We start from the raw sequence: 13674 nt of genomic DNA, 5'->3' as shown, positions 1-13674 counted from the left end.
GAGCGACAACGTCGAAGCGGTCCGCCGACCGCGTCAGATAGCGGGGTCGCGGACCACCTCTCCAAGCTGGTCCATCTGCTCCGGCAATGCGGCTGCCCCGCCTTGCAGCGCTTCCTCCAGCGCCTCGGTCGACGGGTAGAGTTCGTGGAAGGTCAGCAACGTCTTTCCGTGCTGGTCCGTGAAGGTCACCGTCGTGATCGCGCCCTCCTCACCCTCGTCGTTGGTCCAGACGATCCGCTCGTTCGGCACCACGTCGAGATATTTGCCGAAGAACGACATGGTCTCCGGGCCCCCGGCGCTGAACTCCAGCCGGTATTTGCCGCCGGTGCGGACGTCCAGATCGCACGTGACGAGCGCAACGCCGGAGGCCGACTTCGGCATCCACCAGCGCCGGAACAGATCGGGCTGGGTCCAGGCCCGATAGACCGTGTCCGGCGGCGCGTCGAAGGTCCGGGTGATGACCAGTTCGCGGTCGCCGACCCGCTCGACCGAGGTGCGGTTCTGCGCCCCGAATGCGCTGCTATCCTGCCGATCCATCGCGTACCTCCCGTTGCAGCTCGTTGATGATGTCGTCCAGTGCTCCGAAGCGCGCCTCGAAGAGCATGCGGTGCGCCTCGATCCACTCCGCCTCCGCGGCGAGGCCCCGTTCCCCCAGCGTGCAGGTTCTGACCCGTCCGGCCTTGTGCGTGACGACGAGCCCGGCCCGCTCCAGAATCGCGACGTGCTTCTTCATGCCGGTCAGCGTCATCTGGAATCTTTCCGCCAGACCGGTGATCGACGCCGCCCCGCGCCCAAGCTGATCGATGATCCCGCGGCGGGTCGCGTCGGACAGCGCCGCAAACGAAAGATCGAGTATGGGACTGGAATACTGAACCATATGGTTCAGTATTAGCGTGTTTGCACGCGACGTGCAAACGCTTCACAGGTTGGTCGGTGGTCGCTCCCGCACGGGCCGGCGCGCTTGAACCGCTGCCTGAAAGCGCGCGGCGGACGGCCCGCGAGGACTAGCCGGCCGATCCGGCGCAATAGCGGTCGATGAACGCTTGATGGGGCGGAAGCTGCCGTACCGTGGTTGCGATGGTGTCGCTCATGCTCTTCATCACGGCCTTGAGCTGGTCGGGCGGCATCAGCTTGACGACCGGATGATGACTGTCCGGCGTGAGCCGCTGGCCGAGCATCACCTGCAACCACGATGCGACCCGGAAAAGCTCATGGTCGGCCTGGAACGCATTGCCGCTGTCGCGGAACAACGCGATGCGCTCTGCCAGACTGTCGGGGATTTTCATCTCCCGCCGGTCGCGCCAGAACGGCTCCTGACGATCGTTCAGATGGTAGTGGAGGATGATGAAGTCGCGCACGCCTTCGATCTCCCGTGCGGCCTGATCGTTGAAGCGCGCGATGGCGGCCGCGCTCGGTCGCCCCGCCGGCAAGAGTTGAAGGAAGCGGGTGAGCGCGATCATGATCAAATGGATGCTCGTTGATTCCAGGGGTTCGACGAAGCCGCTGGCGAGGCTCAGTGCGATGCAGTTCCGATGCCATGCCGCCTTGCGCCGGCCGGTCCGGAACCGGATGAGCCGCGGCTCGATCAGGTGCTCGCCCTCGACCGACGCGAGGAGGCGTTCGCGGGCGGCGTCGTCATCCAGATAATCGGCGCAATAGACCAGCCCGTTCCCGACGCGGTGTTGCAACGGGATCTTCCATCGCCAGCCCGCATCGTGCGCGATCGCCCGGGTATAGGGGACGGCGGGTTCGGTTGCGCTCGTCTGCATCGCAAGCGCGCGGTTCGTCGGCAGCCAGTGGCTCCAGTCCTCGAATCCGACCCCCAGTGTTTCGCCGATCAACAACGCGCGAAAGCCGGTGCAGTCGAAGAAGAGGTCGCCCTCGATCCGCTCGCCATTCGCCATGACGAGTGCGGCGATGTCGCCGCTTTCGGGATCCTGCTCGACGCCCGCTATTTTGCCCTCGACGCGGCGAAGCCCGTTCGCTTCACACCGCTGCCGTAGATACCGTGCGTAGCGGCCGGCATCGAAATGATACGCATAATTTAGCGCTGGCTGCCCGCCGGTGGCGAAACGCTTGGCAGCGGCGGCTTCGTGTTCGAGGCAGTAGGCGCCGAAGGGCTTGGCAAGTCCGCGGGCGCGAGCTTCCAGCCAGAAATGCTGAAAGTCGCTCATCCAGGTCGATTTGCCGACATCCCCGAACGAGTGGATGTAGCGATCCCCGTCGTGCGCCCAGTTCTCGAACGAGATCGCGAGCTTGAAGCTGGCGCCGGTGGCGCGCACGAACTCCTGCTCGTCGATGCCGATCAGCGCGTGGAACGCGCGGACCGTGGGGATCGTGGACTCGCCGACGCCCACCGATCCGATGTCTTCGGATTCGACGAGCGTCACCTCGGCCAGCGCGCCGAGCTGGCGCGTCAGGATCGCGGCCGCCAGCCAGCCTGCGGTGCCGCCCCCGGCGATGACGATGCGGCGTCGATCCGTCGGTTCGGTCATCGGTTGATCCGTTGAAGAAGCTTGGCTCGCAATTGCCGTGCAGACATCGGGTCCAGCCTGGCCAACGGGCCCTGCGCCGCGTCCGGCAGATGCGCGGTCGGACGCTCCGCGGGCCCGAACACGTAATAGTCGAACAAGGCTGCCCATGCCCGTTTCTCGTGCGGCGACCGATCCCGCAAACTCAACAGCCCGTGGAGCAGGGTGTTCATGGGGGAATCCATGAACGCTGGAGCATCGTTCCACCAGAAGTTGATCATCATGTTGAAGTCGGAAAGCGCCTCCACGTGATGCCACCACAGCGCGGGATAGATCACCGCATCGCCCGGCCCCAGTTCCGCGACCTGCGCGGCCTGTTGCGCCTTGGTGAAGTCGGGGAACCGCTCGAGATCGGGTGAGCGGAAATCGACCATCGAGACGACCTGACCGCCCGGTGTCGGCTCCAGCGGGCCCGGATAGAGATTCGCGATCTGCTCCGGCGGGAACAGCGTGAAGCGACGCTCGCCGACCGCGACACAGGCGATGTTGTTCGACATGTCGTGGTGCGCGGATGCGGTGGTCCGCGTCCCGATCCAGATACTGCGCAGCACGGTGTCGAAGGCGGGGCCGTCAAGCTCGAGATCGTTGCCCGCGGCCGCAAGACCGGGAAAATAGCCGTCGAGGTCGGTCGAGCCGATGTAGAACGACGGCGCGCCCCGGTCGCCCAGCCGCGTGAGCATGCCGCCGATATAGTCGTCGAGCCGGACCCGCTCCGCCTCGAAATTCAACCGTGTGGCGCTGCCGTCATAGAAGCTGTCGTCATAGAAATAGCGACCGCCGGCTTCCGCAGGCGCCGTGTAGCCGACGCCCGGCCGGCCGTTGTAGAAGGACAAAAGGTAATCCGCTGCGGCCTTCGCGCCGTCGCGCCCGGCGACTACCAGCGGCCAGTCCCGCGCGAGGCCGCGCACGACGACCGGCTCGCCTGCCAGCACCAGCGCCTGGGGATCGATCGACCCCGCCTGCGCGGCGTCGATCTCCCGCACGCGCCTCGACGCGATGGGCCGACCGGACGCGACGGCGTTCATTCGGTCGCCCTCTTGATGTTCTTCAGCTCGATCAACCGCTGCACGTTGCCGAGCGAAGCCGCAGCCAGGAATGCGCCTTCCAGCAGACCCGATCGGTGCAGCCTTTCGAGCATCTCGCCCGACAGGTCGGCGAGTGCCTGACGATCCACGATGAACAGATCGGGGAGATCATAGGTCAGGTCGTCGTCGAGACCGATCTGCAACGTCATGGACCGGAGCAAGCCAGCCTCCCGCCAGGCCGCATAGATGGCGGGTGCCGTCTCGAGTCCCTGATAGATCGTGCGCAGGACGCCGGTCATGTGATTCAGCAACGGTGCGTTACCGCCATGCTCCCGGAACACCGGCAATCCGTCCTCGGCTCCGACGCGGGGGTCGTCCAGGTCGATGTGGATCATCGGCTCGGCCGGTTCGCCGTCGCCTGCCGTGCCGGAGCTCACGGCGATCGAGAAGGGGCCACGACGCTGAAATGCGGGCACGTAGCCGCTCGTCCAACGGTCACCGTCCAGGAACAGGTTTTCGTCTCGGTCCAGTCCGAGCAGGACGTGCGCCTGAAGCCCTTCGCCCTCAGGCCGGAAGATGATCGGAAAGGATCGCTGGGCCGCCTCGAACTCGGACGGAAAGATCGGCAACTGATTGACGCCGTCGCCGAACTCCGCCCCCGCGCGAATGGCGACGCGCAGATCGGCATGATCGACATTGTTGAGCAGCACGCGGTTCATCGGCTTGGAAGTCTCTCGGCTGGAGCGCGACATCTCACGATGCTGCCCGGTTTTTGCATCAGCGGCCAGCGAGCGAGGGTTCGGCCGCCTGAAAAAAAGGCCGCTCCGAAGAGCGGCCTTGAGGAGGGGAGTGGTAACGGACGCGCGGATCAGAAGCGGTAGCGGGCGCCGACCAGGATGCGCGGCTTGTTTTCCTGCGCGAAGAACGTCTGGTTCTTCGAGCGGCCGTAGCTGCGCACGGACTCGCTGGTGAGATTGATCCCCTCCAGCGAGATCGCGATCTTCTGGCTGATGTCCCAACTGACGTTCAGATCCACCGTGGTGTACGGCGCGAAGAACACCGGATTGCGATCGGTGGTGCCGCCGCGGCCGGTTTCCGACAGGAACTTGTCGCGCCAGTTGTAGGTGAGGCGGGCCGAAATTCCGTTCTTGTCGTAGATCAGGGACGCGTTCGCCGTGTCCGACAGTCCGAGCAAGGCGAACTGGTCGACCGTCGGCGCGGCGAGGACGTCGATGCCGACGTTGCCGCGCACCAGCGTGTAGGATGCCGCCACACCGATGCCCGTCTCTCCGAAGAAGTACTGGCCTGCGAATTCGCCGCCGTAGATCTCCGCGTCGCGATTGTTGATCGGCGAGGAAATGGAGAACACGGCGAGCGGATCGTTCGCATCCGGCGTGATGTCGACTTCACGCGACAGGGTGTCGAAATAGCCCTGGTTGACGGCGGTACCCGAGCTGTTCGCGCGGATGTCGGCATCGGTCTGGCCGATATTGCCGCCGTTCTGGATCAGCCTCGCCGTATAGCTGAAGAGGTTGATGTCGGAACGATCCAGACCCAGCCGGGCCAGCGCCGCCGCGGCCGTTCCGGAGCGAGAACCGGGCGCGCCGGTCGTCGCGTCGCGGAGCCCGAACAGATTCCCGTTCGACAGGCCGGTGCCCAGGAAGTTGCGGACGCGCTTGTCGAAGAAACCGGCGGACAGGTAGCTCGACGGCTTGAAGTACCACTCGGCCGAGACATCGAAATTGTCCGAGATGAGCGGCCTCAGGTTCGGATTGCCCGTCGTCCCGTTCGGCTGGCCGCCGAACAGCGTCGCCCGGCTGCCCGCTCCCGCGGTCGAACTGACGAACTGGTTCCCGTACGACGGCCGCGCAATCGTGCGGCTGAACGATACGCGCGTGATGACGTCCTCGACCGGCGAGATCTGGAAGTCGATCGAGGGCAGGAGATTGTCGTAGCTGCCGCGCCCGGACAACGGCGTCGCCGTCGCCGATCCCGGAACGTTGAAGTCGTTGTCCGACGTCCAGATGATGGCGGACGGCCCGTTCACGCGCGAGAAGGCGCGAACCTTCGTGACCTCGTAGCGGGCACCGACGACCAACGTCGCCTCGGCGCCGGCGATCTGTCCCTTCCAGGTCAACTGGCCGTAGACGGAAGCGATCTTCTCCCGAATGCTGTCGTCGTTGGCGGAACCGGCGCTGACCAGGTTGCCGCGTGCCGAGTAGAGCGACGAGAAGATGTCGGTGAGGGCGACGGCGTTGCCGCGGAAGGCGTTGAGGCCGGGGCCGGTCACGCCCGGCTTGAACTTGTCGAACTTGCAGACGAGGCAGAACGTCTTGATCAGGTCGCCGGCCTGCGCCTCGACCTCGCCGGGGTTGCTGATGCTCCAGTCACCCAGCGTCTGCGTCGTCTGCGTGCGCGTCGAACGCAGCTTCGAGTCGATGTAGCTGCCGCCGAATTCCGCCTTGCTGCCCTCGCCCAGATCCCAGCCCAAACCGAGCTGCGCCTGGTTGATGGTCTGCGTCTGCCGGGCGGTGTTGGTCCGGGCGACCTGCGTGCCGAGATCGCCGACGTCGAGCTGGTTGTTGCAATTGCCGATCACGCGACCCGGACCGCTGCTCGTCGCGAGCGCGCGGCAGTCGTTGATCGTCTCGTTGATCTGCGGGAAGCCGTTCGACCAGTCGATCGTCTGACCGTTGACCACGTTGGCGCCCATCGAGAACAGCGTCGAACTCGCGCCGTTGGACGCATCGGGCAGCGCCTGCGACTTGGAATGCTGGATGTCGGCGATGAGCTTGAACTTGTCGTTCACGTCCCACGCGGCGTTGAGGCCATATTCCTCGAGCTTGTCCTTCGTCGCCCGGAACTGCTGCTCGTAGCCGGTGTCCTTCGGGTCGGGAACGGCCTGCGAGATGACGGTGGCGGTCGGAACCGGGCTGTTGTCGAACGTCACGCTGCCGAACGGGCGGTTGAGCCAGTTGGTCTGGTCCTGCCGCGCCTCGCTCTGCCGGTTCTGCGCCCACAGCACGTCCGCGGTGAGCAGCAGGCTTTCGACCGGGCGGAATTGCACGACGCCGGATGCGTTGATCCGCTCGCGCTCCGACTCCGAGAAGTGGTAGCGGGCGTCGTTGGGGAACGCGATCAGGCTGCCGCTGGGCGGCCGGTTGGTCACGACCGTGTTCGCGCCGATGATATCGCCCGGGTTGTCGATCGTGCGGATGTTCCACGCGTTCGACGTGGAGCTGGCGGCGGCCGAATTGCGCTTCTGGTAGCTGCCGAACAGCGACACGCCGAAGGTGTCGCTGTCGTTCTTCCAGTTCACGAGACCGGACACTTCCGGCGTGATCTTCGCCAGACCGTCCTCGTCCTTCTCGATGCTGGTGTCGTACACCGCCTTCGCACCGACCGATCCGGTCAGGCCGGCTTCACGCGAATCGAGCGGCTTGCGGGTGATCACGTTGATGGTCGCGCCGATGCCGCCCGTGGGGATCGCCGCGCGACCGGTCTTGTAGACCTCCAACGTGCTGACGCCTTCCGACGCCAGATTGCCGAAGTCGAACGAACGACCCGTTGCCGTCGCGAAGTCGACGCTCTGGTCGCCGCCGACGCCCTGAAGATTGGTCGCCGGAAGCTGGCGGCCGTTCAGCGTGACGAGATTGAAGCCGCCGCCGAAACCGCGGGCGGTCACTTCGGAACCTTCGCCGTTGACGCGGTTGATCGACACGCCCGTCACGCGCTGAAGCGACTCGGCCAGGTTGGTGTCGGGGAACTTGCCGATGTCTTCGGCGGAGATGGCGTCGACGATACCGTTGGAGTTCCGCTTGATGTCGATCGCGCGGTTCAACGAGGCCCGGATACCGGTGACAACGATGTCATCGCCCGAGTCGGATGTCGCTGCGGCCGTGGTCGCACCGTCCTGCGCCTCACGGGGAGCACCTTCGGACCCCGGTTGGGCGTTCGTCGCGGGAGCATTGGCGTCGTTTCCGCCGCCGACGACCTGCGCGGCCGCAGGCGTGGCGATGCACAACGCCAGCACGCCGATCGAAGATGTGCGGACGAGCGCGCCAATGAGCTTGGACTCTTTCATACTTCCTCCCCTTGCGGCTTGATCGCCGCTTATTGATAGCCAGCCGTTAGCCGACACCCTCATGGTAGTGCTACCATTCAGTCCTACGTTGTCAATGCGTTGCAGAGTATACTAAATTGTGTGTCCGCCAAGGCACAGGCAGTCACTCCACTATATTAATCAGATAATACAGAGGAGTCGAAGGGGCGGCACCGAAGTGCGACCTTCCAAGCTGCATCCTGTCAGGTCAGCGGAACAATCTTCCTAACATACGACCGATGTTGAGAACGCTCGCGCGATCTCACCGGCAGGTCCCGTCCGGGCATGGCCGAGCGGCTGCTATCGCCCAATTGCGGACATTCGGCCGGCGCGGCATGGTGTGGCGATGGCAGAGTTCGAGAGCTTGGACGGCGAAGATAACTGGGACGCGGAGCTTGCCGCTGATCTGGTCGGTTGTACGCTTCTGATCGGCCTCACATATGTCGATCACGATGATCGCCTGATCCGGCGTCGGCAGCTCCACGGAACGGTTGTTTCAGTCGATCGCTACTCCGGCATCGTAATCCGCCAAGGCACTGGCGAGGATGCCACGATTGCTCCTGTCCTCAATGCAATCGAGCCTGCGCAGCCCGGTATCTACCAGCTAGCTGACGAAGACGCGGCAGTGGAGGACCCAGATTTCACTGCGCTTCTGACCGTCCGCGCGCCCCTTCGTAGCTAGCCTGCCGTGTCGGCTATCGCCCAACTGCGGACATGCGACCTTCTTGCCAAACCGTACGTTGGTGCTAGCGTTCGTCAATAAGGAGCGGCTCATGTTACGTGGTGCGTTACTGGCAGCATTATTCGCGGCTGCTGTGCCGGCTGCGGCGCAGAAAGTGAACGTTCCGGCGATCCTTCCCGACGCGTCGTCGGCAGACGACATCATTGTCACCGCCTTGCGAATACCGCGCGAGAAGCTCCCGACCGGCGTTTACTGGGACTATCAAACGCTGCTTTCGAGCAAGATTGCTCGTGAAAACGCCCAGATGTTCTTACGGTGCGCGCTTAAGTCGAGTGACTTCAAGTCGATACGGATGGTGGTCGATGGCGAGCCTAACAGTGCGAACGCCCGCTTTGCTCAGGGGTGGATCAGGAAGACCCATCGTGGCTGCTATCCACCAACAACCTTGGCCGGGTACACTACGCCTGCCAAGCCATATACGATTGCCGACGTAGGCGGATCGATACTGGATCGGGGCGTCATCGTGGAGTCAGTGCTCAAATCCTATGCTCCCGACGCGGCTTTGACGCCGTCAATCACCGCAGACGCTGCCGTGCAAGGCCGCTTTCAGCAGCGTGAAGGGCTTCGCAATCGGCTCAGGCTCCCCAACGATCTTGACGCCCTAGTGTTTGCCTCCTGCCTCGTCAGACAACAGCCTGTGCTGGCCACGCGTTTGTTTCAATCGGAGCCGGGCTCTTTGCTCGAACGCGGGCTTACTCAAACCATCATCGTCCAGGGACGCGAATGCGTTGGGCAAGCCAGCCGTGTGACGGTCGATCCTAGTTTGCTGCGTGTCTACATCATAGACGCTTTTTACCGCTGGGTTGTCGCCTCTCGGGGTTTAGAAAGTCTGATCCCAGCTGACGCATGAACCCGCGTCGCAGCCGACGCTTGATGTCCGCTCTCCACCAAACCCGGACATTCTCGATGCACGATCGTTGTTGCGACACTGCGCCGCGCCGAGACGTGTCATCGCCCGCTGACGCAGCGTGCCGACCGGAGTCGACTCGCCATGCTCGCCGTTCGCCTGATGAACCCGGGCGTGGGGATCGAAGGGCTGGCGCGGTCGGGCAACCACCATCTTCCGGATCGCGTCAGGGCAGACTGGCCGGTGTGAAGGTCACGAAGATGTTCGCGGTCAGACGCCCGGTTTCGGGGTCCGGGCTGAGCCGTTCGGGTGACGGAACGCGGCCCGAGTGCAGGACGCAGCTGCGATAGACGATCAGCCTGTTCATCTCGGCCGACACCTGCATGATGGGTTCGAACCACGGCGCACCGTCCTCGACATATCCGTCCAGCGTGGCTTCGCCGGCACGGTGAGCATCGTAGCTGGCGAGCCGGCTCGGGCTCAACGTCTCGAACCCGGTCGCACGATGGCGGTAGAACGACGTTCCGCCGTGGTCCGCGCCGCAGAGATAATGCAGGATGGCGAATTGCATCGGATCGACCGAGTCGACGTGCGGGGCTCGCTGCGGAGGGGCGAGCGCATCGGGGGGCAGGGTCACGAGGGAAAACGCACCCTGCGCCCGGATCGGACGAACCGCACCCAGTGAGAACGCCTCGGCGATCGGGCCCGTCAGGACGTTCACCACCTTCTGGATATAGTCGCTCGGCAGCGCGCTCCTGAGACCCGGAAAGCCGCCGGCGGGACTATAGGCGGGCAGGAGGTCGCTGGCCGAAGCACCGCGGACCAGCTCGTCCGGATCGGCCAGTATCCCGTCCGACTGGAGCAGCGGTTCCTGCTCCTGCCCCAACAGCGTCGCGTTCAGCCGCGCTCCCGGTGCTAGCTGAAACGGTGTCATCGAACCTCGCCACCAGCTTTCGACGATCGGGTAGCGGCTTTCGCGTTATCGTCCAGCCTCGGTGCGGCGGCGGATTGGCGGATCAGCAGGGAATAGGGATGCTCGACCCGGCGCACGGGGTCACGGCCCTCAAGCTGGGCGATGACCATGTCGGTGGCCGTGACCGCCATTTCGAAGACGGGCTGGCGTATCGTCGTGATCGGCGGCCACGCGATCCGCGACACCTCCGAATCATCGAAGCCGACGATGGACAGATCGCCGGGCACGGACAATCCGCGGCTGCGCGCCGCGGTCAGGGCACCGACGGCCATGTCGTCGTTCTGCGCGATGATCGCGGTGGGCAGGTCGCCGGCGCCGAGCAGGTCCCGGGCGGCGGCTTCACCGCTTTCGCGGGTATAGAGGCCGTCGCGGATGCGGTCTGCGCGGATGGTCGTGCCGACCGTCGCGAAAGCGTCGCTGTAGCCGCGCATGCGGGCTTCGGACGATCGATGGGTCGGGTCGCCACGAATGACCGCGACGTCGCGATGCCCCAGTTCGATCAGGTAGCTCGCGAGACGAAAGGCGGCCTCCTGATCGTTCATCAGGGTTTCCGGCCCCACGTCCGACGCGGTGGTGGACCCGATCCGGGCGCACGCGATGCCCGCCTTGGCCAGGTCGCCGAGCAATGTCGGATCGTCGGAGGCCGGTGGCGCCAGGACGACGCCGTCGAGCGCCGCGGATCGAAGAAGGCTTACGACCTCCGCCGCACGCTTCGCCACCGACGTGATCGGAAGCACCACCAGCCTGTATCGCTCGTTGCGCAGGCGATCCAGCACGCCCATCTGCAGCTCGACGACGAAGCTGGGCGAGGGGTTCTCGTAGACCAGCCCGATCAGATGCGATCGGCGGCGCACCAGCGCCTGCGCGAACAGATTCGGGTGATAGTTCAGCGCTTCGGCGGCGGCACGAACGCGCTGTCTTACGGGCTCGCTGACGTGCGGGGCATCGTTGAAGACGCGCGACGCCGTCTTGATCGACACATCGGCGTGAGAGGCGACATCGCGAAGGGTGGATCGGCGGTTCAGGTGCGGCGCCACTCGAATTCCCCTCGATCATCGTACGCGTGCCGCGCTGCCCCTTGGCCGGCACTCTCGGCCACGAAATGCTTGAATGGTACAAAGCCCGACCTGTCAAATCGCGCCCTAGATCACGAGGCTCAGCAGCATCGTAAATCCCAGGCCGAACACGCCGACCAGCGTTTCCATCAACGACCATGTGCGGAAGGTCTGTTTCAGGCTCAGCCCGAAATACTCCTTGAACATCCAGAAGCCGGAATCATTCACGTGGCTGAACATCAGGCTGCCGGCACCGATCGCCAGCACCATCAGGCTGCCATCCGCCTGATGGGTGGCAACTATCGGCTGCATGATCCCGGCTGCCGTCAGCCCCGCCACCGTCGCCGATCCCAGCGCGACGCGGATCGCCATCGCCAGCAGCCACCCGAGCACCAAAGGCGGCAGCGGCATGCTGTTCAGGTGCGCCGCCAGTGCGACGTCGGCGCCGCCCGCGACGAATACCTGTTTTAGTGCGCCCGCGCCGGCGATGATGAGCAGGATGCCGCCGATTTCCGTCACCGCCTGCGCCTGCCCGACACCGACCTGCGCCAGCGTCCTGCCCTGTGACGTGGCCAGCAGGACGGTCGCCACCACCAGCGCGAACAGCATCACCAGCGCCGGATTGCCGAGCAGCGTCACCAGCGCCTCCGCCGAACCGCCGGCCGTGCCGTACTGGACGATCGTCGCCAGCGTCAGCAGCGCGACCGGCAGCAGGGCGCAGGTGAAGCTGCGCAGGGCGCCGGGCTGGCGCGCCGCGTCCGCCGGGTCGGACGGGGTGAACAGCGCCGGCGGGCGGGCGATGACGCCGCGCGTCGTGATCGCGAAGATGGGGCCTGCGATCGCCAGCGTCGGGATGCCGACGATCAGCCCCAGGATCAGCGTTCGTCCGATGTCCGCGCCGAACTGCGCCACCAGCGCCGTCGGCGACGGATGCGGCGGCAGGAACCCGTGCGCGATCGACAGCCCGGCCAGCATCGGAATGCCTAAGTACACAGCCGGCATCCGCACCCTCTCCCCCACCGAAAACACCAACGGCACCAGCAGCACGAAGCCGACATTGTAGAACAACGGGATTCCGACCAGAAAGCCGGTCGCGGCCATCGCGACGGTGATGAACCGCCGGCCCGACCAGCCGTACAGCGTATCGGCGATACGTCGTGCCGCGCCGCTGTCCGCGACGAGCTTCCCGAACATCGCGCCGACGACGAGGATGATCGCGATCGGGCCAAGCATCGCGCCGATCCCGGCCTCGATCGTGGACATGATCTTCGCGGGGGGAAGACCCAGCAACACGGCGGCCAGAACGGACGCCGCGATGAAGGCGATGAAGGGATGAACCCGCCCGACCGATATGGCGAGGATCAGCAACACTACCGCGGCAAGGATCGCAACCAACGTCATGACAGGCCGGCTCCCTCAGGCCGGCGGATCAAGCCGCGGCATGTATAGAGCCCTGTCATGACACACGGACGACGATGCACAAGGGGCATTGCCACATGCGGTCGGGAGCATCGTCGCGAAGTCCCGTTCGGCGCGGCGCGACCCCGCGGGTGGTCTGCCAATCCTCGTATTCGAGCGATCCGCATCGCCCCGGAGTCGAGCGTGGACCGATTGCCGTGTCCGCAGAGTGAGAGTAGGTTGCGAAGATGCAGCGGAAGACGGCAGAGACAGCGACGGAGACCGAGGATCGCCCCCCCGCTCGCAAAGGCGACCGGCATCAGGAAGCCGTCACCATGCTGCGGCGGATGATCCTGGCGGGGGAGCTGGCCCCCGGTGAACCCCTGCGCGAAGTGGCGTTGAGCGAGCAGTTCGGCACGTCGCGCACGCCGGTGCGCGAGGCGCTGCGCACGCTGGCGGCCGAGGGGCTGGTGACGTTGCTGCCCAACCGCACGGTGCAGGTCAGTCAGCTCGACGAGCAGGCCGCGTCGGAGGTGTTCACCGTTCTCGGCGCGCTGGAATCGCTGGCGGCGCGGTTGGCGTGTGAGCGGATGGGGGGGGAGGATATGGAAGTGCTGTCGGAACTTCAGGAGGACATGGCCCGCTATTTCGAGAGCCGCGACCGGCCGCGCTATCTGGAAGCCAACCGCCAGATCCACGAGCTGATCGTCGAATCTTCCGGCAACGCATCGCTCATCCTCGCGTGGCGGCTGTTGCTGCCGCGGGCCGAACGCGCGCGGCATGTCAGCACGCTGGATCACGAGCGGTGGGAAGCGGCGTTCGAGGAACACAAGCTGATCGAACAGGCATTCCGGGCGCGGGATGTGCCCGCCATCGCCGAGTTGATGCAGTCGCATTTCGATAACGGGGCGGACAGCATCAAGAACGCGCATCGGCGCGCCCGGCGCGAGGAGCGGTCGCGCGCGTACCAGACGGCGGCGGGTTCGACACCGCGCAAGTAA

Annotated in this window: 12 protein-coding genes; 3 read left to right on the top strand and 9 right to left on the bottom strand. The window is 65.2% G+C overall.

Going from position 1 to position 13674, the window contains the following annotated elements; translation table 11 throughout:
- Nucleotides 1–33: 33 nt before the first annotated feature.
- The 6 genes from AC0CH8_RS13360 to AC0CH8_RS13335 form a co-directional block, all read right to left on the bottom strand.
- Entirely contained in the window at nt 34–537 is a 504-nt protein-coding gene (locus AC0CH8_RS13360; protein ID WP_204200371.1) for an SRPBCC domain-containing protein, read from the bottom strand.
- Complete coding sequence (locus tag AC0CH8_RS13355) at nt 521–877, bottom strand: ArsR/SmtB family transcription factor (protein ID WP_204200372.1); 357 nt, start codon at nt 875–877, stop codon at nt 521–523. Before AC0CH8_RS13355 ends, AC0CH8_RS13360 begins: the two co-directional genes overlap by 17 nt.
- 127 nt (nt 878–1004) lie before the next feature.
- Nucleotides 1005–2495 carry a tryptophan halogenase family protein gene (locus AC0CH8_RS13350; protein ID WP_465240320.1) on the bottom strand — a complete coding sequence of 497 codons (1491 nt, stop codon included), beginning with the start codon at nt 2493–2495 and terminating at the stop codon, nt 1005–1007.
- A complete protein-coding gene (locus AC0CH8_RS13345) occupies nt 2492–3556 on the bottom strand; it encodes a cupin-like domain-containing protein (protein WP_465240319.1) in 1065 nt (354 codons plus the stop codon). The genes AC0CH8_RS13350 and AC0CH8_RS13345 overlap by 4 nt, the downstream gene beginning before the upstream one ends.
- Nucleotides 3553–4308: a SapC family protein gene (locus tag AC0CH8_RS13340; RefSeq protein WP_465240318.1), complete on the bottom strand. Its 756-nt coding sequence runs from the start codon at nt 4306–4308 to the stop codon at nt 3553–3555. The genes AC0CH8_RS13345 and AC0CH8_RS13340 overlap by 4 nt, the downstream gene beginning before the upstream one ends.
- Nucleotides 4309–4424: 116 nt before the next feature.
- Nucleotides 4425–7640: a TonB-dependent receptor gene (locus tag AC0CH8_RS13335; protein ID WP_465240317.1), complete on the bottom strand. Its 3216-nt coding sequence runs from the start codon at nt 7638–7640 to the stop codon at nt 4425–4427.
- Nucleotides 7641–8004: 364 nt separating this feature from the next.
- Here AC0CH8_RS13335 and AC0CH8_RS13330 point away from each other — a divergent pair, with 364 nt between their 5' ends.
- Both AC0CH8_RS13330 and AC0CH8_RS13325 read left to right on the top strand, forming a co-directional pair.
- Nucleotides 8005–8340, top strand: coding sequence for a hypothetical protein (locus AC0CH8_RS13330; protein WP_465240316.1), 336 nt, complete (start codon nt 8005–8007; stop codon nt 8338–8340).
- 91 nt (nt 8341–8431) lie between these two features.
- Nucleotides 8432–9250 carry a hypothetical protein gene (locus tag AC0CH8_RS13325; RefSeq protein WP_204196510.1) on the top strand — a complete coding sequence of 273 codons (819 nt, stop codon included), beginning with the start codon at nt 8432–8434 and terminating at the stop codon, nt 9248–9250.
- Between the two features lie 223 nt (nt 9251–9473).
- Here the strand turns inward: AC0CH8_RS13325 and AC0CH8_RS13320 are convergent, their stop codons facing one another.
- The 3 genes from AC0CH8_RS13320 to AC0CH8_RS13310 all read right to left on the bottom strand — a co-directional run bounded on the left by AC0CH8_RS13320 (nt 9474) and on the right by AC0CH8_RS13310 (nt 12676).
- Nucleotides 9474–10181, bottom strand: a complete 708-nt coding sequence (locus AC0CH8_RS13320; RefSeq protein ID WP_465240315.1) for a DUF6445 family protein — start codon at nt 10179–10181, stop codon at nt 9474–9476.
- A complete protein-coding gene (locus tag AC0CH8_RS13315; protein ID WP_465240314.1) occupies nt 10178–11257 on the bottom strand; it encodes a LacI family DNA-binding transcriptional regulator in 1080 nt (359 codons plus the stop codon). The genes AC0CH8_RS13320 and AC0CH8_RS13315 overlap by 4 nt, the downstream gene beginning before the upstream one ends.
- 105 nt (nt 11258–11362) lie before the next feature.
- Nucleotides 11363–12676 (bottom strand): GntT/GntP/DsdX family permease, encoded by a 1314-nt coding sequence (locus tag AC0CH8_RS13310; RefSeq protein WP_465240313.1) that lies wholly within the window; start codon nt 12674–12676, stop codon nt 11363–11365.
- A gap of 245 nt (nt 12677–12921) precedes the next feature.
- Here AC0CH8_RS13310 and AC0CH8_RS13305 point away from each other — a divergent pair, with 245 nt between their 5' ends.
- Nucleotides 12922–13674: a GntR family transcriptional regulator gene (locus AC0CH8_RS13305; protein ID WP_204196514.1), complete on the top strand. Its 753-nt coding sequence runs from the start codon at nt 12922–12924 to the stop codon at nt 13672–13674.

The sequence above is a fragment of the Sphingomonas sp. AC435 genome (assembly GCF_979253005.1).
The sequence above is the reverse complement of the archived record's forward strand: the minus strand, read 5'-3'. Positions and strand labels throughout refer to the sequence as shown.